The 24,813-nt window shown below is 44.7% G+C and carries 29 protein-coding genes, 1 tRNA gene and 1 pseudogene; 14 read left to right on the forward strand and 17 right to left on the reverse strand.

The genetic code is table 11. The features are described from left to right. Positions 1–87 precede the first annotated feature (87 nt). The 5 genes from cntE to ADS79_RS03340 form a co-directional block, all read right to left on the reverse strand. Positions 88–1,293 carry a staphylopine family metallophore export MFS transporter CntE gene (gene cntE / locus ADS79_RS03320; RefSeq protein WP_049737020.1) on the reverse strand — a complete coding sequence of 402 codons (1,206 nt, stop codon included), beginning with the start codon at positions 1,291–1,293 and terminating at the stop codon, positions 88–90. 233 nt (positions 1,294–1,526) lie between these two features. Beyond that, complete coding sequence (locus tag ADS79_RS03325; protein WP_236699869.1) at positions 1,527–2,084, reverse strand: ATP-binding cassette domain-containing protein; 558 nt, start codon at positions 2,082–2,084, stop codon at positions 1,527–1,529. A gap of 121 nt (positions 2,085–2,205) precedes the next feature. Continuing rightward, positions 2,206–2,496 carry an ABC transporter ATP-binding protein gene (locus ADS79_RS03330; protein WP_049737021.1) on the reverse strand — a complete coding sequence of 97 codons (291 nt, stop codon included), beginning with the start codon at positions 2,494–2,496 and terminating at the stop codon, positions 2,206–2,208. Between the two features lie 223 nt (positions 2,497–2,719). Beyond that, a complete protein-coding gene (locus ADS79_RS03335) occupies positions 2,720–3,166 on the reverse strand; it encodes a DUF6597 domain-containing transcriptional factor (protein ID WP_049737022.1) in 447 nt (148 codons plus the stop codon). A 474-nt stretch (positions 3,167–3,640) separates the two neighbouring features. Then, positions 3,641–4,363, reverse strand: a complete 723-nt coding sequence (locus ADS79_RS03340) for a glycosyltransferase (RefSeq protein ID WP_049737023.1) — start codon at positions 4,361–4,363, stop codon at positions 3,641–3,643. Positions 4,364–5,512: 1,149 nt separating this feature from the next. On the opposite strand from ADS79_RS03340, the gene ADS79_RS03345 reads away from it, so the two are divergent. After that, a complete protein-coding gene (locus tag ADS79_RS03345; RefSeq protein ID WP_255323714.1) occupies positions 5,513–6,088 on the forward strand; it encodes a transposase in 576 nt (191 codons plus the stop codon). A gap of 244 nt (positions 6,089–6,332) precedes the next feature. Here ADS79_RS03345 and ADS79_RS03350 read toward each other — a convergent pair whose 3' ends face one another. The 3 genes from ADS79_RS03350 to ADS79_RS03360 form a co-directional block, all read right to left on the reverse strand. Continuing rightward, on the reverse strand, positions 6,333–7,094 hold the full coding sequence (locus ADS79_RS03350; RefSeq protein ID WP_049737024.1) for an SDR family NAD(P)-dependent oxidoreductase: 762 nt from the start codon (positions 7,092–7,094) through the stop codon (positions 6,333–6,335). 88 nt (positions 7,095–7,182) lie between these two features. Beyond that, on the reverse strand, positions 7,183–7,665 hold the full coding sequence (locus tag ADS79_RS03355) for a MarR family winged helix-turn-helix transcriptional regulator (RefSeq protein ID WP_049737025.1): 483 nt from the start codon (positions 7,663–7,665) through the stop codon (positions 7,183–7,185). 69 nt (positions 7,666–7,734) lie between these two features. Continuing rightward, positions 7,735–8,757 (reverse strand): hypothetical protein, encoded by a 1,023-nt coding sequence (locus ADS79_RS03360; protein ID WP_049737026.1) that lies wholly within the window; start codon positions 8,755–8,757, stop codon positions 7,735–7,737. 389 nt (positions 8,758–9,146) lie between these two features. Between ADS79_RS03360 and ADS79_RS03365 the strand changes: the two are divergent. From ADS79_RS03365 to ADS79_RS03375, 3 genes and pseudogenes are all read left to right on the forward strand, one after another. Beyond that, positions 9,147–10,301: pseudogene (locus ADS79_RS03365) on the forward strand (IS110 family RNA-guided transposase). A 428-nt stretch (positions 10,302–10,729) separates the two neighbouring features. After that, entirely contained in the window at positions 10,730–11,053 is a 324-nt protein-coding gene (locus tag ADS79_RS03370) for an ArsR/SmtB family transcription factor (protein ID WP_049737027.1), read from the forward strand. A gap of 19 nt (positions 11,054–11,072) precedes the next feature. Further along, positions 11,073–11,303: a hypothetical protein gene (locus ADS79_RS03375; RefSeq protein WP_049737028.1), complete on the forward strand. Its 231-nt coding sequence runs from the start codon at positions 11,073–11,075 to the stop codon at positions 11,301–11,303. A gap of 375 nt (positions 11,304–11,678) precedes the next feature. On the opposite strand, the gene ADS79_RS03380 is transcribed toward ADS79_RS03375, so the two are convergent. After that, positions 11,679–11,767 (reverse strand) — tRNA-Ser (locus tag ADS79_RS03380). Between the two features lie 171 nt (positions 11,768–11,938). Here ADS79_RS03380 and ADS79_RS03385 point away from each other — a divergent pair. Then, complete coding sequence (locus ADS79_RS03385; RefSeq protein ID WP_049737029.1) at positions 11,939–12,658, forward strand: pseudouridine synthase; 720 nt, start codon at positions 11,939–11,941, stop codon at positions 12,656–12,658. A 61-nt stretch (positions 12,659–12,719) separates the two neighbouring features. On the opposite strand, the gene tadA is transcribed toward ADS79_RS03385, so the two are convergent. Together tadA and ADS79_RS03395 are read right to left on the reverse strand one after the other, a co-directional pair. Further along, entirely contained in the window at positions 12,720–13,178 is a 459-nt protein-coding gene (gene tadA / locus ADS79_RS03390) for a tRNA adenosine(34) deaminase TadA (RefSeq protein ID WP_376747397.1), read from the reverse strand. Between the two features lie 20 nt (positions 13,179–13,198). Continuing rightward, a complete protein-coding gene (locus ADS79_RS03395; protein WP_049737059.1) occupies positions 13,199–13,795 on the reverse strand; it encodes a nitroreductase family protein in 597 nt (198 codons plus the stop codon). A gap of 109 nt (positions 13,796–13,904) precedes the next feature. Here ADS79_RS03395 and ADS79_RS03400 point away from each other — a divergent pair, with 109 nt between their 5' ends. The 7 genes from ADS79_RS03400 (at position 13,905) to nagE (ending at position 20,587) form a co-directional block, all read left to right on the forward strand. After that, on the forward strand, positions 13,905–14,408 hold the full coding sequence (locus ADS79_RS03400; RefSeq protein ID WP_049737031.1) for a DinB family protein: 504 nt from the start codon (positions 13,905–13,907) through the stop codon (positions 14,406–14,408). 159 nt (positions 14,409–14,567) lie between these two features. Further along, complete coding sequence (locus ADS79_RS03405) at positions 14,568–15,065, forward strand: ribonuclease H-like YkuK family protein (protein WP_049737032.1); 498 nt, start codon at positions 14,568–14,570, stop codon at positions 15,063–15,065. 370 nt (positions 15,066–15,435) lie between these two features. After that, positions 15,436–16,293: a glucose PTS transporter transcription antiterminator GlcT gene (gene glcT / locus ADS79_RS03410; protein ID WP_049737033.1), complete on the forward strand. Its 858-nt coding sequence runs from the start codon at positions 15,436–15,438 to the stop codon at positions 16,291–16,293. A 129-nt stretch (positions 16,294–16,422) separates the two neighbouring features. Beyond that, positions 16,423–16,920: a PTS sugar transporter subunit IIA gene (locus ADS79_RS03415; RefSeq protein WP_049737034.1), complete on the forward strand. Its 498-nt coding sequence runs from the start codon at positions 16,423–16,425 to the stop codon at positions 16,918–16,920. A 37-nt stretch (positions 16,921–16,957) separates the two neighbouring features. After that, positions 16,958–17,215, forward strand: a complete 258-nt coding sequence (locus ADS79_RS03420; protein WP_049737035.1) for an HPr family phosphocarrier protein — start codon at positions 16,958–16,960, stop codon at positions 17,213–17,215. A gap of 77 nt (positions 17,216–17,292) precedes the next feature. After that, entirely contained in the window at positions 17,293–19,005 is a 1,713-nt protein-coding gene (gene ptsP, locus ADS79_RS03425; protein ID WP_049737036.1) for a phosphoenolpyruvate--protein phosphotransferase, read from the forward strand. 142 nt (positions 19,006–19,147) lie between these two features. Continuing rightward, on the forward strand, positions 19,148–20,587 hold the full coding sequence (nagE, locus tag ADS79_RS03430; RefSeq protein WP_049737037.1) for an N-acetylglucosamine-specific PTS transporter subunit IIBC: 1,440 nt from the start codon (positions 19,148–19,150) through the stop codon (positions 20,585–20,587). A 105-nt stretch (positions 20,588–20,692) separates the two neighbouring features. Here the strand turns inward: nagE and ADS79_RS03435 are convergent, their stop codons facing one another. Continuing rightward, the gene (locus ADS79_RS03435) at positions 20,693–20,902 is read right to left on the reverse strand and encodes a hypothetical protein (RefSeq protein WP_049737038.1); all 210 of its coding nucleotides are present in this window, start codon (positions 20,900–20,902) and stop codon (positions 20,693–20,695) included. 37 nt (positions 20,903–20,939) lie between these two features. Next, positions 20,940–21,152 (reverse strand): helix-turn-helix domain-containing protein, encoded by a 213-nt coding sequence (locus ADS79_RS03440; RefSeq protein WP_049737039.1) that lies wholly within the window; start codon positions 21,150–21,152, stop codon positions 20,940–20,942. 166 nt (positions 21,153–21,318) lie between these two features. Between ADS79_RS03440 and ADS79_RS03445 the strand changes: the two genes are divergently transcribed. Then, entirely contained in the window at positions 21,319–21,681 is a 363-nt protein-coding gene (locus ADS79_RS03445; protein ID WP_049737040.1) for a helix-turn-helix domain-containing protein, read from the forward strand. 51 nt (positions 21,682–21,732) lie between these two features. Here ADS79_RS03445 and ADS79_RS03450 read toward each other — a convergent pair whose 3' ends face one another. Then, positions 21,733–22,089, reverse strand: coding sequence for a winged helix-turn-helix transcriptional regulator (locus ADS79_RS03450; RefSeq protein WP_049737041.1), 357 nt, complete (start codon positions 22,087–22,089; stop codon positions 21,733–21,735). 201 nt (positions 22,090–22,290) lie between these two features. On the opposite strand from ADS79_RS03450, the gene ADS79_RS03455 reads away from it, so the two are divergent. After that, positions 22,291–22,701 carry a DoxX family protein gene (locus ADS79_RS03455; protein ID WP_049737042.1) on the forward strand — a complete coding sequence of 137 codons (411 nt, stop codon included), beginning with the start codon at positions 22,291–22,293 and terminating at the stop codon, positions 22,699–22,701. Positions 22,702–23,099: 398 nt separating this feature from the next. Here ADS79_RS03455 and ADS79_RS03460 read toward each other — a convergent pair whose 3' ends face one another. The 3 genes from ADS79_RS03460 to ADS79_RS03475 form a co-directional block, all read right to left on the reverse strand. Further along, entirely contained in the window at positions 23,100–23,543 is a 444-nt protein-coding gene (locus ADS79_RS03460) for an OsmC family protein (protein WP_049737043.1), read from the reverse strand. A gap of 289 nt (positions 23,544–23,832) precedes the next feature. After that, positions 23,833–24,024, reverse strand: a complete 192-nt coding sequence (locus tag ADS79_RS03465) for a YgaP family membrane protein (RefSeq protein ID WP_049737044.1) — start codon at positions 24,022–24,024, stop codon at positions 23,833–23,835. Between the two features lie 486 nt (positions 24,025–24,510). Beyond that, complete coding sequence (locus ADS79_RS03475; RefSeq protein ID WP_049737046.1) at positions 24,511–24,717, reverse strand: hypothetical protein; 207 nt, start codon at positions 24,715–24,717, stop codon at positions 24,511–24,513. Positions 24,718–24,813: the final 96 nt, after the last annotated feature.

Below are 24,813 nucleotides of genomic sequence, written 5' to 3' on the forward strand. Positions count from 1 at the left end.
ATATATTGAGATGAATCACAACTAATTTTTATTCTATAAATCCTCTCCTCACAGCAACCTCCGCGTGAGCTGTTAATCTTTTGAACATTACGTCACAGCATATGAATGATTCGTGCTTACTAGACGACGGCCGCTAACAAACACAATGATAAACGCCACTACCGTTAAGCAAGCACAAACGAAGTACATGGACGTGTAAGACAGCTGGTCGGCGACATATCCCATCACCATATTGCCAATCAATACACCAAAGTCAGACACAGCAATAAACAAGCCAATTAATGTATTTCGTGATGAAGTCGGCAAAACGAAAGTCAAATATGTCATTAAGGTTGGATACAGCAACGCCATACCCACGCCGAGCATCATTGACGCTGCATACATAAACACCGCTCCAAAATTACTCGCTAACCCCAATAGCAGCGTACCTGTAGCCACGAATAGGAGCAGTACAGCAACCAGTTTATCCGGCCACTTTCCGTCAGATGGAACCCTTTTGCGGAGAGTATACCTGGATAACACGATTACCCCAGCTTGGAGCATTAAATACAGACCTGGATTTCCGACTCCACTTGCTTTCGTATAGAGTACGATGAATGTAACTACAGCCCCGAAGCTGATTGAAGGAATGAGCATAGCGACACTGCATACGAAAAATGCATGATTCCTCCACAGTTGTCGCAAATGTGCTAACATATTCCCTTCTTGCTTCTCTGCTTGAATCTTTGTTACACCAGGGGAAAGCCGCACATTGTAGCCAATTAGCCCCGTTGCTATACCGATGAAGATCATCGTCATTGTGAATGCGCTCATTCCGCCCCAGTTCCATATGGACAATGCTGCCAAAGGGCCAACTACCGCAGGAAGCATACCTGCCAACAAATAGAGCGAGATACCGTGTGAGCGTTCATTTTCAGGGAGCGTATCCACGAGACCCATTTGCAGTGCCAAAGAAAAGAGGGCTGTCATCACGCCTTGCATAGCTCGAACGGCAAAATACCATTCAAGTCCAACGATTGTATAGAGCAGTAGAATTACACCATTCGCGATTAATAATGCTCGCAAAACGAATAGCGGACCGAATCGACTCACAACGCCCCCTGCCCATGGTCGGCAGAGCATGCTGGTCACCATATAGGCACCCATCATCATACCAATCTCAGCGTTACTTGCTCCCTCAGCTTCGCTACGTAAAGGGACCACTATATTGATAATTGGATTCGCGCTAAAAAAGAGAAAGGTGATGACATAGAGCCTAAGAAAAGGCTGGGATAATGATATACTTTTACTCATTTTGTCAGAATGGCTCCCTTACTCGTTTGCGGATGCATCTAGCCTCTTATAGAAAGAACCCAGTGTTCCTCCGTCACTCATGAGCTCATCCCTTCTCTCAAACGTACATGCTGTCTATCCGAACGAATGACACCAAGTCCGGGGTGTCCTGCCAGCTACGCTTCCAGCAGCTTTTGGACCGCAGGCTCGTCCGATTGCTGCAGCTCCGTTCTCTCGGAATAGCAGCCCCGGATTTATCCCTTATCCAAAACGATAAATTGATCCCCCAATGCGAACGCCGCCTTCAGATTATGAGTAATAAACAGGTAAGACATGCCGAAACGATCTTTTAAAAAGCGCAGTAACCGGATGATATTGACCTGATTTACCGCATCGAGGCTGCTCACGGATTCATCAAGCACGATCAAACGAGGTTTGACTGCAATGGCCCTGGCAATGCAGATACGCTGCAATTGACCACCGCTGAATTCGCGCGGAAATTTGTTGATATCCGATGCGGACAATCCGATCATTTCCAACAGTTCTTCTATCGTCGCCTGTTTTTCTTTGCGGCCCATCTTCTGAAAATTATCAATCGGCTCCCCGATGATTTGACCAGCCGTCATTTTGAAATTAAACGAAGAAAAACAGTCTTGAAATACTGCCTGCACCTGGCTGCGTAGTTCTTTCATCGCCCGTCTGCCGCCATACACGTCAACGCCGTTGATTCGCACTGTCCCTGCATGAGGCGCAAGTAGACCCAATACAATCTTGCCAATCGTGCTTTTACCGGCGCCACTGCTCCCGAGCAAAGCGACACATTGCCCCTCCTCCAGAGAAAACGGCACATCCTGAAGTACGGGGCGCTCTCCTCCCGCCTTTTATAGAATGATGAGTATCTGTACGTAACATGAGAAAGCTCCAACAAGGCCACTACATTTCCTCCAATTCCTGTTCAAATCGGCTGCACAGCAATTCCCGAGTATAGGGATGGCGCGGACTGTCAAACAAAGAAAAGACATCGGTGTGATCCACCGTTTCTCCACGGTTCATTACAAGCACTTCATCAGCCATCTCCGCCATTACATCCAGATCGTGCGTAATCAGTAAAATGGCTGCATCTTGCTCGGAACGGAGCCTTTCTAGCTCCTGGAGCACTCGGTACTGGTTTTCTGTATCCAACGCCGTAGTCGGTTCATCCGCAATGATAATAGAGGGTGACAAACAGATTTTTCCCCACAGCTATTACGAAGTAGCCCCGGCAAGGTAATCAGCAATAGCCTTCATGGACATCTTATATGATCTGTTCATTCTCAACACGGGCTGCCAACTAGGTATTTGTGACTCACCTTGTCTATTCGCCCCGAAAAGCGTTAAGACTTGTTTCATATGATTTTTCACATAGTCACACCACAAAATGAATTCAAAATATTCCCAAACCGTCTAATCAGGAAACGGTTATTCGTGGTAGAATGCTGTCAGACAGCGCCTTGGCCACCGTAATGCACCAGAACGGTCGCCCGATTGCTTTGGATCCCCAAATCTCCTCCCAAAAGACACGGCGGCCTATAAAAGCAGTGACTGGACATTTTAGCAGGAGCTGTGCCATCTCCAGATAAAAACGGATGCCAAATATAGATTGCGGCTCCGAAATGCTCATTTCCTCATATCGGGTCATCAGGCCTTCGATGAAAGCGACCTTCCGGGCAGAGGGGGAGTATCGATCGATAATAATGTCCACATAACCGTCCGGTATGACTCGATTCATTGCGGATGCATGGGAATCTATTGTCCAATAACAGGCAATATACGAAGCCAGTTTCTCGCCGGGTGCATATTCCCGATAGCTAAAGTCTGAATAGGACTTACCACGCTGAAGGCTGGGTGGTTGCAATGGGCGCTATCGTTGCAGCATTTTTTATATGGCACCTCCAACTTCAATTCTAAGCTATCCATGTAATTTGAATTTTACGAAACTCTGTTTCAGCAGCTATTCGAACTCTTGAAAAGAGCGAAATCACGGAAAAAACAATTGCATAATGGAGAATAATCTGTCAATCATGCTCCTTTAATCCTTGTTGTTTGACCATATACTTGTCCCACTCCGGGCAGAATTCAATTTCACCGATGTGGAGGTTATGGACACTGCAGATTGCTTTTTGACCCCAACGTGTTGCAGGGCATTTCTCTCACACCTTTTAATTAACATGGTTTTCTCTATAACTATGCTCATCCTCCGTTCCCCCTGTCCGATTGTCCGTGGTATATTATGGTTGCCAAACACACATTCGGGCTCCCGGTTGGGGGCTCTTCTTTTTTACACCTGGATGATTATGGTAAATTCCTATTCTTGTTCATCTGCTTCACGTTAGATCAATTTTCGAGAAGCGAGTTTACGCAAACGAATCGACCTCGCCAGAACCCGACTTCCCGACTTTAAATAGCTGTCTCCGGCTTTCCATGTGTGACTCTTTTTGTTAGTTCTACGAACCGCAATGTAATTACGAGGTGCAGAAGCGTAAATTTTATAGCCTCTTGCTCGGCTGGCTCTTATAAATCTTCCATCTTCCCCAAGCGAAATGTTAGCAAAACGTACGCGGTTGAATAAACGTTTTCTAAATAATATGGTTCCCCCTGCAAGCGCCCCTACGAACTTATTGTACTGTTTAGGGTAACGTAAAATTAAAAGCTTTCTTGATTGGAGATAAACCATGAATGCCCGCTTCCCAACAATGTCAGCTCCTGTACGATGAAGATCATTCATTTGCTGTTTTAAATAATATGGTGAGTAGTAATCGTCATCATCGAACTTTGCGATAAATTGGTATTTCGTTTTGCTGACCGCATAATTCAAGCATTTGCCCAAAGAGACCCTTTCTGGAACTTTGTAGATAGATATATTCTTATATCCTCGCACTTTTTTGCGGTATTTTGCCAAGCTCATGCTATCTTTATTAATCACAATTACCAACTCTTTTATCTGATACAACTGGGTCTTATAATTAGCGATGATATTATTAAAAAAATGTGGTCGGTTCGTGCACGTAATAATGGAAACTCCGCCCCGAATGCTGTTTTTATTTTTCCTCATCGCTCATCCCCCCTTTTTCGAAAGTTTGTATACTTTATGCAAACTTCTATACGAGGGAAAGGTACAACTTTACATGGAAAACATACAATTTTCTCTTTTGTTAAGAACCTTATAGGAGCTCAGGATTTTCGTATATGTTACCGATCTTCTTTGTCTTGATTGTCTCGCCCCCAGTGAAATGTCCAACCGTTTCGAGCTTAACTTCATAATTTTTCAATAGCGCTATTCAGCATTAGGTCTTTTTTGCATTTCAAAAATATTGTGGAGGTCGATTCATGATAAACCAAGATGTATCTGTATACCCATTCCTCTATATGAATCCTATTTCCGCGAAACTAATCTCACGTTCACGTTTACCATAAATAGTCAGTTACCCTAACACCAAATCATCTGGGAAAAGTATAATATTCTATGCTAATGAAAATACCCCATTAGCCTCCTACCTTTGGACGCCACCTACCCTGGCGTCCTTAATTATTGACTACTACTGATATTTAACTAACTTATCGTTTTGTCTATTTATCAAAAAAATGGACGAAACGAGAGGTTCCGCAAGTCAATTCATTCATATAATGATTTTGGAAAGTGGCCTGATCTCCCACTGTTCCAAACCATTCCCTTTTGTTAAGTCCCATCTGTTACGAAAGGGACTTTTAATTTATGCCCTTACAGCCATTTTCTAACTTGGACATATTTTGGAGATGCCAATCCAATTACGCTAGAGGAAGCCAACCATTCATGAGTCCTCCCCATAAATAGACTTTTGCCCTAACACCAAATCATCTGGGAAAAATATAATATTCTATGCTAATGCAAATTCTCCATTAGCCTCCTACTTCTTGGACGCCACCCACCCTGGCGTCCTTAATTATTGATTACTTCTGCTATTTAACTAACTACGTCAAATGTATAACGATGAGATGGAACATTATCCGCGCTATTTGCTCACAAAGCTTTGTGCTTATCTGGAATGAAATATTGGTGATATTTTGGATTTGGATAATGTGTCTGTAGAAGTTCAGTGAAAATATAGTAGTAGACCGGAACCCCTAATGGTAAAAGGAATTCCGGTCTTCTACAACACTAGATATTTGAAAAGATGAACTAGAGTTAGCTCTTCGTGGATATGTGAACCCCCACCAACGTCTTATGATTAAGACCATTCTAGCTCATATCGAATTTCTAAATGAACAAGTCGAAAAACTAGACCGTGAGGTCGCTCAAAGACTAACCTCTTTTCAAGAAGCTATTGAACGGTTAGACTCCATCCCAGGAATTGCGACTCGAATGGCAAAACAGATATTATCTGAGATTGGAACAAATATCGAAAAACAATTTCCGAGTGCCGCGCATTTATGTTCGTGGGCAGGACTAGTACCCGGACACAATGAAAGTGCTGGTAAAAAGAAGTCATCTAAAAGCAAAAAAGGGAACAAGTATTTAAAATCTGCATTAACCGAAGCAGCTCATTCAGTAAGAGGTTCGAGAAATCACCTTGGTGCATTGTATAGGCGTACAGCTGCACGAAAAGGTAAGAAACGAGCAGCAATTTCTGTCGCACATGCCATGTTAAAAATCGCGTACCATTTGCTAACTCGTAAAGAAATGTACGTTGATTTAGGGGAAGATTATTTCGAAAAACAGAAGCAACATTTCATCGTAAGGCATTCCGTTCGACGATTAGAAAAGTTGGGCTACACCGTTACCATTACCAAAGCCTCTTGATCCAAAGCAAAAACCCACATAGCAAGAACCCAGGTGTTGCCACTTTTTCAAAAACTGAATGAGCTACGTCTTCTTTAGTAATGCCATTTTTAACTTTATTGCAGAATCGAATTTTCATAGGAGTTCGACAGAAATAATTGCTTCACTGTGGTCTGCAAATCCTGAAGATTATTCATGTGAAGATACGCCGAAAATATCGAGCTAGACTGGGGAAAAGAACAGGAACAGCAAAACTATTCAAAAACTAGTTTCTTGTCCTCGCTAAATACGGATAAATCGGATCTCTTAATTCGAAGTCATACGTTTTTCCATCCACAATCCCAACAATTTTCTCCCCATCATAAAGGTCTAACATAAATCCAGCCATTTCTTTTGCAGTATGGAATTTTGGAACGAATCCTTCATAATTAAACTCATTTAAATCGAAAGCACTTTTAATAAATTCAGTTTCAGTTGAAGCAGGAGCCAAGACTTTTACTTGCATGGCAGCTCCTTTTTCTTTCAACTCTTGTGCGAGACCTTCTGTAAAGGCACTTACATAGAACTTTGTCGCGCAGTAAGTCACGGAATTGCCAACAATTTGGTATCCTCCTCCAGAAGAAACATTAATGAGTTGCGTTCCTTCAACATCTGCATAGTCACGTACATAAAGAGAGGATAGAATGGTTGAAGCTTCAATATGCAAGTGAAGCATCGTCATAATTCTATTTAAATTTTGTTCCCCAACGGAAGCAAAATTTCCACACCCCGCATTGTTGATCCAAGTCTCGATCTGATAGTCCTGGAGACTTTCGTAGAATTCATAAACATTAGCAGTAACAGATAAGTCAACAGTTCGAATGACAACATCCAGGTCTGGGTTTATGTTAGCCACTTTTAATTTTAACTCTTCCAATTCCGCCGTTCTGCGTGCTGCTATGATTATGTTTTTTCCACGAGCCGCAAAAGCAAGAGCCGTTTCATACCCAATTCCTGAACTTGCTCCCGTAATAACCGTATATTTCATATAAACCCTCCTGTTTCTAATAAGCCTTTAATCTTTCATACCAAGAGCTGGCTGAAGATAGTGTTGACTACCTCTTTCTTGCCTTCGCTTACTCATTTCTCAAACTCCGGAGATAAAATTCCTGTTGTTCGAGCATATAATCCGAAGCTTTTCTCATCATCTCGGCAAATAGCAGACTTTCTTCCTCACCAAGATGATTAACGAGACCAACGAACATATTAAGGCGAGCATCATTAATGCGTTGTATATACTTTTTACCATTATCTGAAAGCTGGATTCTGACAACTCGTCGATCGGCAGGATCGGCATGACGCTCGACAAGTTCCTGTGCTTCCAGACTGTTAATATGCTGCGTTACCGTTGGTGAAGTAACATTCAGTTTTCCACTTATTTCCGAAACCATCAATCCCGGACTATCATCCGTGACATTCACGCTGATGAAATAGAGAACCATGATCTCGCCTGGTTTTTGATTGTATATCGAGCGATTCTGCATCATATTTCCACCAACCTGTGATTGGAAGTACGATTCCATTAGCTGCTTTGCTATTTTCTTTTGTTGATCCGACAATTTATTCACTCCTTGAATATGGAACCTACATAGTTTTTAGATCGTTTTGGTTGTAATGTTTGCTATTGTTCAAGACTCCATTACGTCTGCATATCGCGCTGCAATGGTGTAAAATACTTCCTTTGGCTCCCAAGGCATGTCGGAGTAAGTCGTCCCGTGGTTCTCTTGAAGCACCCGCACGATCCCGTAAGACGCTCGATCAAAATCGTAATTGGGGTCTTCGTCGTACGGAAGGTTGTGGGAAGCAAAAGTACACCAGAATGCTGTGTCGACTCCAGCTTCTTCGAAAATGTTGAAGCTATCGTTGAAGTACTGGCTCTGTTCTGATTCATCACGCTCGTAGCTCCCTGTCAGCCGAACTGCACGCGCACCGTCCCACTCGACGATGAACATTCCGTGTGCGCCCAGATCGATCGCACCCTTAAAGGTCGTACATCCGAACTCGGAGATCACCAGTGGCTTATTTGAGCTGGCCAGCTTCTTGATTGAATCAGCATAGAGATGAGAAACTTCAGCAGAGTTGTAGGCGTCGACGGCGATGAAGTCGAAAGGTTCCCAGTTCACAGGTTCGGAAGGCAGGGCCGCGTAGGTAACACGACCTCCGAATCGGGCTCGCACGACGTCTACAGCGCGCGCTAGGAAACCGTTAAGCAGAGTCGGGAGTTTCGCGAACGCAGCACGACTAATCGTCGGATCGGACAGCGCAGCGAGGCGTTCCGGCAGAGTCTCACCAGGAAAGAAGCCGCTGGTAAAGAGCATGAGCTCTGCACCCGTTACCATGACTACCTCTGTCCCTGAAACTCGGAGGCGTTCGGCGCGTTCTGCACAGTCCCCCAGCAAGGCTAGCAACTCTTCTTGATTAAGATTGTTTGTAAACGGTGAGAACCATACCTCGAGGCCTGCTGCTGCCGCTGCTTGTGCAGCGATCTCTAGGCGAACGGGCTCGCCGCCTGTCACTCGTACTGCAGTGCAATGCAGGTCACGCCGTATAATTTCCATCTCCCTGTGCACTCTCGTCGCTTCGAAGTTGGGGTGAGTGCTGGCTCCTTCACTTAGGAATCCTGTGTCGTAGGTCACTCCACGCATGCGCATAATGAGCAAGACTCCTTTCGTTTTCAATCTACATAGATTACCTAATATTTTGGTTACGAATTAAATAAGTAACCTAATTATATGCGAATTAAAATAGGTATTCCACTAAATTGTTACTTGATACACTGCCTTAACCTGCCCGTTCGTAATATGAGGTCAGCCAGTTTTTACTGGTTGACCATTTTTTATTTGGTTCTACGATTACGGTAGCCGAGGTAGAACGTCCCTGCCCGTGGGGCATTGACCCCGTCAGCTAAACTGTTCACCCCCTACTTGTAGAAACATGTTTGAGGCTGGTTGGGACAAGATCCCGTATAACAAGCGAAGCTATGATACTACAAGCAGGACTAGGGGTTACCGGCAAATTATCTTGGAAAAGGAGCGATACAATGAATCCAGTTGTTGGTTTGGATGTATCTAAAGGGGAAAGTCTTAGTATTTCGCATACTCGTGAGGGACTAGATACTTTTCTTCACTTTCTCAAGAATGTAGAAAGTATAACTGGTAAACAACCTCCGGTTGTTTTGGAGTCAACTGGACCTTATCAGACTCCAATTACTCAGTTTCTAGAAGAACAAAACTACTTATATATTGTGATAAACCCACTCATCTCTTATCAAGCGAAAAAATCAAGCTTACGTAAGGTCAAAACTGATGCGATCGATGCTTATCATTTATGTGAGCTGTATTACAAGGAGGAACTACAACCTCATAAGAAAAGAGGGTTACAACTATTAAACCTCCGTATTCTTACAAGACAGCACGAGTCTCTAACTGATCTTTGCATGCAAGCAAAATTACAGTTCCATGCCATTTTAAACCAAGTATTCCCTGAGTTCAGAAGTGTATTTGGGGACTTATTTTCAAAAGTATCCTTGCACATTTTACTGGAGTACCCTACCTCGGAAGAGGTCTTAAAAGCTAGGGAATCTGAATTAACGGAACTAATCGCAGCTATATGTATCAGTCGTTCCAACGCTTGGGCCAAAGAAAAGGCGAAAAAAAATGGATGCAGCAAGCCGCAATCCATTTCAAAAAGTTGTGTACGAAAGTCATTTGATTAGTCTTGAGATGCATATTCGTATGATTCTTCAATATCAAGAGCATCTGTCCAATTTAGAGCACCGAATTGATGCTCTCGCATCAGAAATTGAAGAATATAAGATTATCCAATCTATCCCTGGCATCGGAGAAAAAATCGCGGCAACGATTATCTCTGAAATTGGTGAAATAGAGCGGTTTAATCACCCTAAAAAACTTGTTGCCTTTGCTGGAATCGATCCCAGCGTGCATTCTTCTGGCAAGTTCACTGCAACCATTAATCGAATCACGAAAAGAGGTTCCAGCAGGCTACGACATGCCTTATATATGGCTGTCCTATGCGGTATCAGGAGTTCACGCAATAAGAAACTAAAGAGTTTTATGATAGAAAACGCGATGAAGGAAAGCCGTTTAAAGTCGCGGTCGTTGCTTGTGCGAACAAGCTGATCCACTGGATTTTTATCTTATTAAAGCGTAAAGAAACTTTCCTTGATCTTGCTTAATACCAATAAGCAACAATAGAGATAAAGCCTTCCATCACTACGATGGATGGTTATTTGCCATGTTCAATTTCAGTATAACAATTAAACATAAACATGTTTAATGAAAAATGTTGACATCCTATTAGCTGGTTTAGAGTGTAATGACACTAGTTGTTCAGAGAAAATAAAGTAGTAGACTGATGGTGTTGATTTGACGCTAATTCTGTATAAGAAAAGCTCTTTACCTTAGTAAAGAAGGTATTAGACTATTCAATCCCTCCATACAAAAAGGCCAGTCAAAACACGAAAATAAAGTGTTAGACTGGCCTGGTTTATTGAGCTACCGTTTCCCGTTAGTGTAAGAGTGTATCTGCTTATTATACAGAAAAGCACCCCGAATATTAAAAAATACTTGCTATTAACTTACATATGTAATAAATTTATTACATATGATACATTTTAATAACGGTTATGAATTACTTTTGTTTTTGGAAGCTTTATCGAATCCTCACAGATTAAAAATTATTGCGGTTTTATCAGAAGGACGACAGTATGTAAGTGAACTGGCACGTGAGTTAGGTATGAGCAGGCCTTTACTTTATCTCCACTTACAAAAGCTAGAGGAGGCGAAATTAGTTTCAAGTAGCATGGAAATCTTAGAAAGTGGAAAAACAGCGAAGTACTATATGCTTAATTCATTTTATTTAGAAATCAGCGAGGTAATGATTTCCGATTTAGCATCAACACTAATAGTGAAAAAGAAAAACACATAAGTTCAGAGGAGAAGAGAAAATGGAATTATCAGCATTAACAGGTATCTTGGGATTACTGGGATTAATAGTTCCCATCGCATTGGTTGTTTTAGTTATTTATTTTATCTTAAAAACAATTAAAGGTTTTGAAAAAAGGGCGAATGAAAAGCTAATGCTTGAACGTGAAAATACTTTAACACTTCAAAAGAGAGTAGATGAATTGAACGAGCGATTAGTAAGTGTCGAAAAAATACTAAAAGAAGTCGAATGAAAAGAAAGACGAACTCTAAATGAGTTCGTCTTTTGCATTCCTGCCGGTTAGCTCAATAATTCTTCCTCAGTCTAATACTTTATTTTCCCAGTCTATAACTTTATTTTCCGAGTCTAATACTATATTTTTCAGTCTAATGGTTTATTTTCTTTTAACACTAGTTAGTCTATTGCTATATTTCCCTAGACTACAAGTTTATTTTCCAGTCTAGTACTTTATTTTCTGTGAACAACAATTAACAAAAAGTGATTATTGTGAGCGTTGAGATTAATTAAGCATAATGTGGCCAATAAGTAAATAAAGCATAAAGTGACCAACATGGCCATTTTATGCTTTAAATTACACTTCCATTCTTATTTCGTTCTACTAGATAAGCGGAGAGAGTGGGATTCGAACCCACGCACGCCTCACGACGCCTAACGCATTTCGAGTGCGTCCCCTTATGACCACTTGGGTATCTCTCCATATTGGTTGATCAGAAACATTATTTACTATAGCAAATCGTCATCAAAATTGCAAGACTTAGGTCCACTGTGTTCCACTTGATTTGCACGTTACATTAGGCCAAACTAGTATCAATGTACAAAAATGGTCATGACCGTTTTGGCTTATCAGATGAAAAGTGAGGAACATACATGAAACGTGAACGTTTGGACAAGGTACTGGCCAATATGGGACTCGGTACTCGCAAGGAAGTGAAAGTACTCGTAAAGCAGGGCTTGGTCGTAGTGGAGGGCGTCGTCGCTACTGATCCGGGCATGCATGTAGTTGCAGAGGAACAAGAGATTATCGTGGACGGTGAGCCGCTTAACTTCAAGCGCTGGGTATATGTCCTGCTGAACAAGCCGCCTGGAGTGGTTTCTGCAACAGAAGACAATGTACACGAAACTGTCGTTGATTTACTCCCTTATGAATGGGCGATCAAGGTACATCCTGTCGGTCGTTTGGACATTGATACAGAAGGACTGTTGCTGCTCACCAATGATGGTCAGCTATCGCACAGTCTGCTCTCTCCGAAAAAGAAAGTGGACAAGGAATACTTCGCGCGGATTGATGGCCGGGTAACGGAGCAGCATGTCCAAGAGTTTGCCAAAGGGGTTGAGCTGGAGGACTTTACGACACTTCCGGCCAAGCTGGAGGTCCTGTCCTCGGGCGAAACATCAGAAATTCGCGTGACGATTATGGAAGGAAAGTTCCATCAGGTAAAGCGGATGTTTGCCGCTTTTGAACTGCATGTTACTTACTTGCAGCGCGTTCGCATGGGTCCTCTCCATCTCGACCCATCCTTGAAGCCGGGTGAATACCGGGAACTGACTGAAGAAGAGCTGAACCTGCTGCAAAATGTAAATAAATAAGCGTTAAAAGAAGCCGCCGGGTACGTCTTGCTTGTCCCGAGCGGCTTTCCTTTTGTGCAGATTATTCCTGTGCCTGCTGACGTTTTTTTCGTAAACCGCGAAAGAAATCCTTGAGCATCTGCGCACATTCCTCTGCAAGTACCCCTTCGATTACAGGAACCTGATGATTGAAGCGCGGCTCTTCTAACAGGTTCATCAATGTCCCGGCACAACCAGCCTTTGGATCGCGCGCTCCGTATACAACCTGCTCAACTCGGCTCTGTACGATTGCGCCTGCGCACATCGGACACGGCTCTAGCGTGACGTATAAGGTACACCCGATTAGTCGCCAGCCGCCGAGCTTCTCACTGGCTTCACGGATCGCGATCATTTCTGCGTGCAGCGTAGGATCTTTTTGGGTTTCCCGCAAATTGTACCCTCTGCCAACAATTTCTCCGTCGCGCACAATGACTGCTCCGATCGGAACCTCACCGATGGCTGCTGCTTTCCCGGCCTCTTCCATAGCGGCCTGCATATACATCTCGTGCTCGCTCGCTGCTATCACTTTTTTGCGAATACCCCTTCAAATACGGTTTCAGACAGCTCGCGGCGGCTCGATGGCTTTTCCCGCTCCTGCATCGCCTCAGACAATGCTTCCTTTTCCCCTTGATAGCCAATCGCAATTACGGCATGCGCCTCGATATCTTCAGGAATTCCCAATACCTCGCGCGCTTTTTCCGGGTCAAATCCCCCCATCGCATGTGTACTCAGACCTTTTCTGGTCGCTTCCAGTGCCAAATAGCCCCAAGCTGTACCAGCATCAAAGGCATGTGCACGATTGTGCGATCCACGGGAGCCAATTGTTTGGGAAGCAATCAAAACCAGAACAGGCGCTTTTTCGCACCAAATGCGATTTCCATCCGCAATAAAAGGATAGAAGCGTTCCTTGTCTTCCTGCGTACGGGCAACAATAAACCGCCATGGCTGTTCATTGCTTGCAGACGGTGCCCAGCGTGCTGCTTCAAAAAGGCTGAAAAGCACTTCATCCGGAATCGGATCGGATTTATAAGAACGCGGTGACCAACGATTTAGAAACACAGGATCAATATCATGATCTGCGTGACGATGCTCTTTTACTTGTGGAAGATACTCAATCATCATGGTGAAAAACCTCCTGCAAATTTTTTCAAGTAATGCTGGATAAATCAAGATACTTATGTGTATAATAGAGAACAAATGTTCTTATTACCTATTGGGAGGGTTTTGTATGTACACGTCCATTGATTCATTCGTAAAGCTGTGGGAGTCCGAAGCGAGAAGCACCCAACGAATTTTGGAAGCCTGTACTGATGCATCTTTGCAGCAAAGCGTGACGAGTGATCACCGAACCCTGGGCAGACTAGCCTGGCATATGGTTACGTCAGTCCACGAGATGCTCTCTCGTACTGGTCTGAAGTTTGACGGAGCTGATCCCGAGGCACCAATCCCGGCCACCGCACAGGAAATCAGTGCTGCTTGGACAAAAACAAGCGATGCAATGGTTCAAGCGTTGCACGATCAATGGAATGACAGCACCCTGCAAGAGGAAACGGATATGTACGGTGAGCAATGGCCAAATGGGTTGACCTTGCAAATTTTGATTCATCACATGATTCATCACCGCGGACAAATGACTGTCCTCATGCGTCAAGCAGGCATAAAGGTACCCGGCATTTACGGTCCAGCCCTAGAAGACTGGGCTACGTTTGGCATGGAAGCACCGACCCTCTAGTTTGCGCCTTCCATAGCTGCGCCCTTTTTTCAGCAAAAATCGTTGATTCAAGAAGTTTTTGTCCTAACCTGCTCACATACTCTCTGCGAGATTACATACATTAATGATGTACGGAAGTTCTATGTAATCGATAGATAGCCTCTATTTGGAGGGATGTGAGTGGGCTTAACCTCAGCAAGCACCTTGTTTGATTGCTTTCACAGTCCGACTAGAGGGCTACTGGCAAAGGAGGACGTATTCTCCCACATTGAGCAAACCATATCGACACTGTCGGGTCCATTCGAGATTATCGTGGGAGCTGATTCACAGCTAAAAAGTCGTGGGACGTTTTTTGCCCTTGTCATTACGGTGATTCGCGCTGGACATGGAGGTACATTTTTTTATCACAAATTCCAGGAGCGACGATACGCATCCTTGCAGCAGCGTATTTTCCAAGAAGCGATGTACGCAGTTGGGCTGGCAAGTGAGGTTCGCGAATATCTTCGTGAACGCAATCATGATACCCCAATCCAGCTTCATTTTGACATCGGTAAAAACGGCCCTACCCGTAAGTTTATCCAATCTCTCCTGAGCTTAGCTGAAACCAACCATTTTCGGGCAGAGATTAAACCAAACTCGTTCTGTGCATCGACGATTGCCGACAAATTCACGAAGTAACCAAATGATAATTACTCAAGTAAGAAAGGCACAAGGCGGATCGCTCTCCAGCATCCGCCCGCTTTTTTGACGTAGTGCGGACATGCTCGATCACGTATTCGGGACTCGCCGCTTTAACTCCTGCTCATGCCTACACTTCAACAGAAACACCTGTGAAGTAGGCTGAGCAAAGCTTTTGTATCATCCTAAAAAATTCCAAACAAATGAACGCCTTGGTGATTGACATTATCCAAGACGTCAGCTATGATAAGCAGTAATTGAAGCGTTTTCACACGGTGTGTTACTGGTGATGCAGGCATGAGCCGAGAAGATCTTTTTATTGATAAAAAGGTTTTTTCGGCTCTTTTTTGTCTAAAGGTGGTGAAATTGGTTGTCCCGTGAACAGGAGAAAACATATACGATCACGCGCGTGTTAAACCACAACGTCGTACTCGTGGAGGAGCCTGGCTCCAGACAGGAGATTGTGCTATTCGGCAAAGGAATCGGATTTAGCACAAAACCCGGGAACATCATTCCTGCCCATGACCACCGTGTGGAGAAGCGTTTCAGATTGGAAAATGAAAGTCATCAGAAGCAGTATCAAACGTTGCTCAGTCAAGTTGACCCAGCCGTTGTGGGGATTGCAGAAGAAATTATTGCCTTGATTGCCACCGAGATTACGCCACAACTAAACGAACACGTCCACGTAGCCTTGCCGGACCATATCCAGTTTGCCATCTATCGGCTCAACAACGGAATGGAGATCGTGAATCCTTTCTTGTTTGAGATCCAGACGTTATACGCTAAAGAGTACGCACTGGCAAAACGGGCAGCAGATATGATTAAAAAGGCATTTGCTCTGGACATTCCTGACAGTGAAATCGGCTTTCTAGCCTTGCATATTCATTCTGCAATCAGCTATGTCCCTGTTAAAAAGGCAGTCCAGTTCACCAACATTATCAGTGAGCTGGTGAATATAATTGAGCAACGGACAGGAAAAACCATCGAAAGAAGTACTGTCGACTACGTCCGGCTCATTACGCATCTGCGGTTTGCCGTAGAACGCATTCGGCAACAAAAGTCGATCATCAATCCACTTTTGGACCGAGTCAAAACAACGATTCCCGAAGCCTACGAGCTGGCCTCTGAGCTAGCCTCCTATATCTCCTCTCGTCTCGAGGTGACTGTACCGGAGGACGAGGTTGGGTACATGGCTTTGCATGTGTATCGCTTATCACAACAATCCTAACTACAACATAATCCTGCGTGTTACTAGTTCGACTAGGCATGAGCGGTGAGATCATACGGACATAGTAAGTATGTCGTATGAATTAGCCGTCTCATGCCTATTTTCGTTCAGACGCAAAAGGAGGAACTTATGCTACGCAGCTTGTTTTCCCGTAAAAAACAACAACAGGAAGTATCCTTTTTAGCTCCATTGACCGGTGCGATTGTGCCGCTTTCCGAAGTTCCAGACCCTGTATTCGCTCAACAGGTCGTAGGTGACGGTGTTGCGATTTTGCCAACCGAGGGACTGCTGCTGTCTCCCATCGATGGGAAAGTAACGCATCTCTTCCCTACTCATCACGCGATTGGCCTAACGACGGATAGTGGACTGGAGATTTTGATGCACATCGGGATCGATACCGTAAAGCTGAAAGGTCAGGGCTTTACTCCCTTTGTCGCAGTTGGTGACCAGATCAAGGCTGGCGATAAATTGATCCAGTTTGACACGAATATCCTTCAGGAAGCGGGTTGTCCGATCGTAACCCCTATCGTCATTACAAACGGCGATTTGGTAGCAGAGAAAAACATTGTCGACAAAACTACCGTGCTGGCAGGTCAAGAACCGCTGATGACCGTCGTATTGAAATAAATGCTCGTAATGCCACAGGTCAGAAAGGAGGGATCGCATGATTCAATTTCAAGTAACGGTGATGGTTGAGGGTGGGCTTCACGCTCGCCCAGCCGCACTTCTGGTTAATCGGGCTGCCCAATCCCAGTCCAAAATCACCTTAAACAAAGGAGATAAGCAAGCGGATGGCCGCAGTATTCTTGGGATCATGACGCTCGGCGTCTCTCAGGGTGACAGTCTTACTGTTCGGGTCGAAGGCTCTGATGAAGAACATGTCGCAGAGGTTATCCAGCAAATGTTTTCCCACTCGCTCTGACAATCGCCTACAGGCTTTGCAGCGTAGATGCTTCGAATCGTTCATGCAAGCACCTGATAGAGGAAGGTGACCTACTCATGTTAACTGGAATTCCCGTTTCGTCAGGGATATCGATTGCACCCGCAGTACACCTGACACATGCACAGCCCATCGCGCAACCACTCATCGTTACTCCCGTAAACACTGCGCGAGAGCTCGAGCTCTTTCACCAAAGCGTCGAGCGAACACGAGAACAACTGGAACAGCTGCGCGAACAGACGAATCAACAGTTGGGACCAGAAAAGGCAGCCATTCTATCGGCCCACCTCGCCTTTTTGGAAGACCCGGCATTTGTCGGTGAAATGCAGACGCAAATGGAGAGTCAGTCTGCGAGTGCAGCTGCTGCCGTTCAGCAAGTTGCGGACCAGTTTATCAGTTTGTTTGAGAGTATGGACGATGATTATATGCGCGAGCGCGCTGATGATATACGCGATGTAAGCCGTCGCCTCGTTCGCAATCTGTCTGGGGAAGATGCTTCCGTTTCCTTTCCGGAAGAACCGTTTATTTTGGTTGCTGGAGATATCACGCCATCCGAAACCTTACAGCTTCCGATTCAAAACGTCCGTGGAATTGTCACGGCAAAAGGTGGCTCCACCTCCCATGCCGCTATTCTGGCTCGCTCGCTAGGTATTCCAGCAATCATGGGCGTAGGTGAACAGCTTTTAGTAGAAGTGGAATCTGGCCGTCTGCTAATACTCGATGGCACAACAGGTAAGCTCTACGTCGAACCTGATAGCGACACACTCTCCCGCTACCAGGAGAAGGCTGCGCTCGAAACAGCAGAGCGTCAAGCGTACGCAGCTATGAAGGACCTGCCCGCAGAAACACTCGATGGTCATCGCGTTCACTTATTGGCGAACATGGCTGTCCCGGAAGAAACAGACGCTCTCGTGGAATCGGGTATCGAAGGAATCGGATTGTTCCGCTCAGAGTTTTTGTTTATGGATCGTAGCAGCCTTCCAGACGAGGAGGAGCAATTCCAGGCATACAAACGTGTCGCAGCTGCTTTTGGTGACAAGCCCGTCATTATCCGCACACTAGACGCCGGTGGCGACAAACATTTGCCTGCACTTGCGCTCGCACAAGAGGAAAATCCGTTTCTCGGTTTCCGGGCGATTCGCATCTCTCTTGCTCGCCCTGCCTTATTCCGGGTACAGCTGCGCGCTCTCTTGCGTGCCAGTGCATTTGGACGGTTGCTCATCATGTTCCCGATGATTTCCCACCTGGAGCAGCTGCGCGGGGCAAAGGCGATGCTGGAGCAGGCCAAAGCCGAGCTGCGCTCAGAAGGTATTTCCTTTGACGAGGACATTGCAGTCGGCATGATGATGGAGATTCCCGGCGCCTGCTTACAGGCAGATGCCTTTGCAAAAGAAGTACAATTTTTCAGCATCGGCACCAATGATCTTGTCCAATATACTCTTGCCGTTGATCGAATGAACGCAGAAATCGCCGATTTGTACAGCTATTATCACCCTGCCGTATTGCGACTGATTTCTAGTGTCATTGATGCTTCACATCGCGCAGGCATCTGGACTGGACTTTGCGGGGAAATGGCTGGCGATCCGTTAGCAACCCAGCTGCTGTTAGGATTGGGGCTGGATGAATTCAGTGGTGCGGCATCGGTCATGCCAAAAGTGAAGGAGCGCATTCGCCAGGCGACTTTGGAACAGGCGAAGCAGCTGGCAGAGCACGCGCTAACCCTTTCGACCGTAGAAGACGTTGTTCAATTTTTGAAAGACAAAACCGAATAATCGGTTTTGTTCCGGCCCTTTGTAAGCGATTTCAATCCATTTGATCAGAATGGTCCTCTCCGGCTCCGATATCCTTTTTCTCCTACGTTTCTTCTGGAGAGCGGCTTTTTGATAAACATCTCATTCTAAGGAGGTTTTTCCTATGCTCGCCTTTCTGCAAAAGATCGGGAAAGCTCTTATGCTCCCGGTCGCTACGTTGCCAGCTGCAGCACTCTTGCTCCGCTTTGGCGCCATCAACTACGAAACCGAGTTTCAGCTTGGCTCGTCTGTAGGTGGATTTTTGAACCAGTACATTGCCCCATTCCTGCTCGCCGGTGGATCTGCTATTTTCGATAACTTATCCCTAATCTTCGCCGTCGGTGTTGCCATTGGTTTGGCGGGGGATGCCGTAGCTGCTCTCGCCGCGGTCATTGCATACATGGTTCTGACTGCTGTACTGTCCAAAGTACCTGCTGCCATGCCTTTCATCGCAGATGATGCCAAGCTGAACATGGGCGTTCTTGGTGGGATTCTTGCCGGTGGAGTAGCTGCATATTGCTACAACAGATACCACAACATCAAATTGCCGGAGTGGCTGGGCTTCTTTGGGGGCAAACGCTTCGTTCCGATTATTACATCGCTCAGTATGGTCGTCATCGGTTTGATTTTCGGGATCATTTGGGGACCGATTCAAGAGGCCCTCACCAACATGGGGAACTGGATTGTTGGACTCGGCGCTATAGGCTCAGGCCTTTTCGGGTTCTTTAACCGACTGCTCATTCCTTTTGGTCTGCATCATGTGCTTAACGCGATTGCCTGGTTCCAAATCGGTGACTTTACGGATGCAGCTGGAAAAGTCGTTCACGGCGACTTGAATCGTTTCTTTGCTGGTGACAAATCAGCTGGTATGTTTATGACAGGCTTCTTCCCGATCATGATGTTTGCACTGCCTGCAGCTGCTTTCGCCATTATTCATACGGCGAAACCGGAAAAGCGCAAGGCAATTGCCTCTGTTTTCATCGGTACTGCTCTTGCTTCGTTCCTGACCGGTATTACTGAGCCGTTGGAATTCGCATTCATGTTTGCCGCACCGCTGCTCTATGTCATTCACGCTGTATTGACTGGTATTTCCGGCTACATCGTCACATCGCTGGGAATCAAGCACGGCTTTGGCTTCTCTGCCGGGCTCATCGACTACGGGCTTAATTTCCCGCTTTCGACCAATGCGTGGCTCATTATCCCGATTGGTCTGGCGTTCGCTGTTGTTTACTACTTCCTGTTTCGTATCCTGATTGTGAAACTGAACATCAAAACACCTGGACGTGAAGACGATGATGTCGCCGTATCCAGCACAGGTAGTGTAGGCACCATGCAGGATAAAGCGCAAAAGGTGCTCACTCTCATCGGTGGAAAAGAAAACATCGTGAGTGTAGATGCATGCATTACGCGCTTGCGTCTTGTTCTAAAAGATGACAAGGTCGTCAATGAAAAAGGGCTCAAAGACTTAGGTGCTGCCGGAGTGATGCGACTTGGCCAAGGTAGCGTGCAGGTAGTCTTTGGCACACAATCAGAGCTGTTAAAGGACGAAATTACAAAACTGTAGATACACTCTACTGAAGACCAGCTTGGTCGCGGTGAATGCCGTGCCAGCTGGTTTTTTATTTTGTCATCTATGCAATGTGGCAATCACAGACTCCCTTGTCCCACATTATGAATGGCTGGTTCGGGTCCTCTGGGAGCCAAGCAGCAGCATGGACGTATGCTGAGTGCGCTGCTCCAGCTCTTTTTCAAACTGCATCAGGCGATCAAGAAAATCATCGCAAGCTGGTCTGCTTTGCGGCGCCATCATTGCAATCTCATACTCTAACGTTTTCTTCCAAATCTCCAATTGCCGCTTATTTGCATCCAGCGCATTCAATCCATTCACTCCTTATCTGATTATTCATTTTGCCATTTCAGCAAACAGAGAAAATAAACAGATCGTGCAGTTCGCATTTTAACTTTTTCGCCAGTACAGGCAGGTGGTTTGCTTTGAAATCGTAGTTACCCTTCTCATATTTTAAATATGTCGAGGCATTTTTGAAGCCGAGTGATTCCGCCATTTCCTGTAGGGTGAGTCCCTGTTCCATTCTTCGTTTCGCTATATATGATAGATTAATTCGTTCCATTTGCTACTCTCTCCTTTTTGTAGAAATAGCAAATATTTATGTTATTATGATATCTTTTCCATTTCAACAAAGTCAATACAGTATTTGTCATTTCAACAAATGTATTTTTTCCGTTTTGGAAAATTGTTAGAATGGAATTGCCAAAACGAAAAAGGTGGGTCTTACGATGTCCATAGTTGGTCAACGCATAAAGTGGCTGCGAGAGAAAAAAGAGTGGTCCCAAATCCAATTGGCCGAAAAGCTGGGCATACATAATACCGTCCTGTCGCGCATTGAATCCGGTGAAAAGAAGGGCGTAGATTTTCATTTGATTTCGAAAGCGGCCGATTTGTTTGAAGTATCCACTGATTTTATTCATGGAAAGACAGATAACCCCCTCCCATTCTGGCAGCAAGCCTCCGTCCGGGAAGAGCCAGCCCCATTTCTGGACGTCAACGGATTGTCTCCACATGAGCTTGAGGAACTGAAAAATCATATTGAATTTCTGCGATGGAAAGCACTGCAAAATAAGAAAAAAGAAAACCCCTGAATTCAAGGGTTTTCATCTTGGCAAGCGTCAGGCATACTCCTGATGCTTTTTTTAATGTTCATCTGCCTTGCTGTCGTCTGCCATTTCTTCTGCATCCAGCTCGATCCAAGACTGTGACCAGCTTTCAATACCTTTAATCACTGGTTCCAGAGCGTGTCCCATCTCGGTCAGTGAATACTCTACCCGGACTGGAGCAGAGTCCGTAAACACCTGTCGATGTACAAGACCTTCCTTCTCCAAATCCTTCAACCGTTCAGATAGTAGCCTTCCACTTACCGGTAGGGCACCCTCCAACGCACAGAAACGCTGCGGACCCGATAACAACTGGTATAAGATGAGCCCTGTCCAGCGTTTTCCGAGCAATTGCATGCCCTTTTCAAACTTTGGACAGAGGGAAGACTGTTTCATAGGTATCACCTCATTCTACTTTCCAGTATACCGCTCTTTCCCGATTCCTTCAAAACGAATGATGACTTCCTACCTAATTTCTTGCACTTTCCATCTCTTGTTAATTTCGGGAAGTGGCTTGACATATAATCTTATTATTGTATACTTACTAACGAAAAGTAACTTTGTTACTGATATTTATTCTATCGGAGGTAACGATATATGTCTACTCGTTTTGAATGGAGTGCTCTTATTTTACGATTGGTAGCAGGTATTACATTTGTTATTCACGGTATTGCCAAGTTCCAAATGGGGCTGGACAACGTGGCGGGCTTCTTTGGCTCCTTAGGTCTTCCTGCATTTATCGCTTATCTTGTTGCCTTTTTGGAGGTAGTTGGTGGCTTTGCTTTGATTCTCGGCTTGGGTACACGTATTTTTGCTGGTGCGTTGGCGATTGTCATGGTAGGGGCGATTACCAAAGCAAAACTGGCTGCCGGATTCATGGGCGGCGAGAGTGGTGCCGGATATGAGCTGGAGCTGGCATTGCTGGCCATTTTGCTTTCCCTTGCTGTGAGCGGAAGCACGATGCTTGGCCTGGATAAAGTTCTGTTTGGCAAAAGCTCCGTTGAATAATTACGATTACACATACAGGAAAAAGCCAGTGAGTAGGCGCTAGACTTGCCTAATCGCTGGCTTTCCTTTTTCGTAACCATTATTTGAAACGACTAGATACAACCAAACAGATGACTCCCAGAGCTGGTATGAACAAAAAATACAACGGAAAGGCAGGGTCCAGTATTTCAATCCGCATGATTCCATAGACAACGATGAAATATAGCCCCAAAATTCTCCAAAACATGGCTCTTTTCCAAAATGGCATGATTACTTCCTCGCATGATCCTATACTCTATAGATGAACGTAACATTTTACCATTTCTTGCGTCAAACCTGAGGAATAAGGAAAATCCCCTATTGTAAGCCTCTCGTCCATTTTGTTGACGTGAAAAAGAAAAAGCACCACGGCGGGTGCTTTACTTTTCAATGACAATTCCATTTAGTTTGAGATTGACTGGATTTGCGATCGTATCTCCGACTGGGCATGTCTTTTCCAAAAAGGCGATGAATTCCTCGACTCGTTCTCTGGGAGCGTCTGTCTTGATATGAAAGGTGTAACGAATGTCAGAATAACCGCGTCGAACATCCGACTTGTTCATGAAGCCATCTGTATCGAGTTCACCTTCTACTTCTACCCAAAAATCATCCAGCTGGACATCAAACTTGCCCGCATACGCTCTTGCAACAATCGATTGGCATGCTCCCAATGCAGACAGGACCACTTCAACAGGGTTCATTCCCGTATTGGTTCCTCCCAAGCTTTTTGGCTCATCGATCGTCAGCTCAAAATCTCTGGACCTGGCTTTGACGACCATGCCTTTTTGCAAATGTGCGGTGGCTCTAAAGGTTTCGACAGGCATTCTCTACACTCCCTTACATGAATGTTCAGACTACGGCTAGTATATCACATAATTCCAAGTGATTTAATAAGATTTATACTTTTCTTATGTAAAAAGGATTCTATAATAACGGACTATGTCGATACATCCCAAACCCATTCACTCGTCGTTTTTTCTATTTCGATTTTCGGGCGGTTCCCTGAATTCACCATAGGCGCTCCCTCCTATCGTCTCAAACTATTTTACCATTTTTTCCTTGTTCAAATCGAATGATAATAGCCCCCGAAGATTACGTGGGGGCCTTTCAAGGTTAGTGAATTTTGCAAGAATGGATACCAAGCAGACGATATATCACACATTTTTGAGTAAATGCGGTAAATAACAAAGGAAGAGAGAACAGCGCTGTCAGCTTCCAATAGCCCGTCAAAAAGTAAATGAGCGATAAAGCAGCCAGTCCAAGCAGTACCCGTAAAGCACGATCCCAGGAACCTACATTTTTCATTGTTTCGACCTCCAGTTTTCATCGTGATCACTTGAGATCGATCGTATCAAAGCGGCGAAGACTGTTCCGTGACTTGATCACATACGAAAAACTGACGCCAGTTGGATTGTTGTTGCCATTGTTTTTGCAAAGCGTTGAGAAATCTTCAACACTTTTCGCAATGGAAAAGCACCTTTTCTCAACACATTCAATATCATGCTGATAAATAAGCAATGAAATAGGAGCGATGAGAAAAATGAGAATGTTCGCTGTCGGTATTTTACTAGGTCTGCTGGTTGTTCCTGCGCTGCCTTTTCTGATTCTAAACAAGATCATGCTACCCAGTACTTTGTAGATAGTTCGCTCGCAACACAGAGCTTTGATCATACCAAGTTATGCGTTCCTAGCCTTTTGCCAAGCCCGTTCAATTTGGCACAAAAGAGGAAACCACCCAGCTGCGGGGAATCGGACAGCTAGGTGGTTTGCTTAATTGAGAGGGATCAGATCCTACATCCCTTTGCTTTTTCTTTCCTTCCATCTGTACCAGATAAAATTAATCAAAAACGCCACAGCTAAATGGATATAAACAAGCTCGTTTTCATTCTGCTCATTGTAAAAAAACTGGAAAAACAAAACACCTGTCAGAAAAAAGGTACCGAGAAGTACAATGGCGATCCGTACGATTGTAAAAACAGAGATGAGTAATGTTTTCATTCACATCATCCTTTTTATTACCGCAAAATTGTCTTTATTTTACATCAATCAACCATAATTAACCATCTGCAAAATACGAACGCCAATTTCCAATAA

Source organism: Brevibacillus reuszeri, from assembly GCF_001187725.1.
In the GTDB taxonomy this organism is placed as follows: domain Bacteria; phylum Bacillota; class Bacilli; order Brevibacillales; family Brevibacillaceae; genus Brevibacillus; species Brevibacillus reuszeri.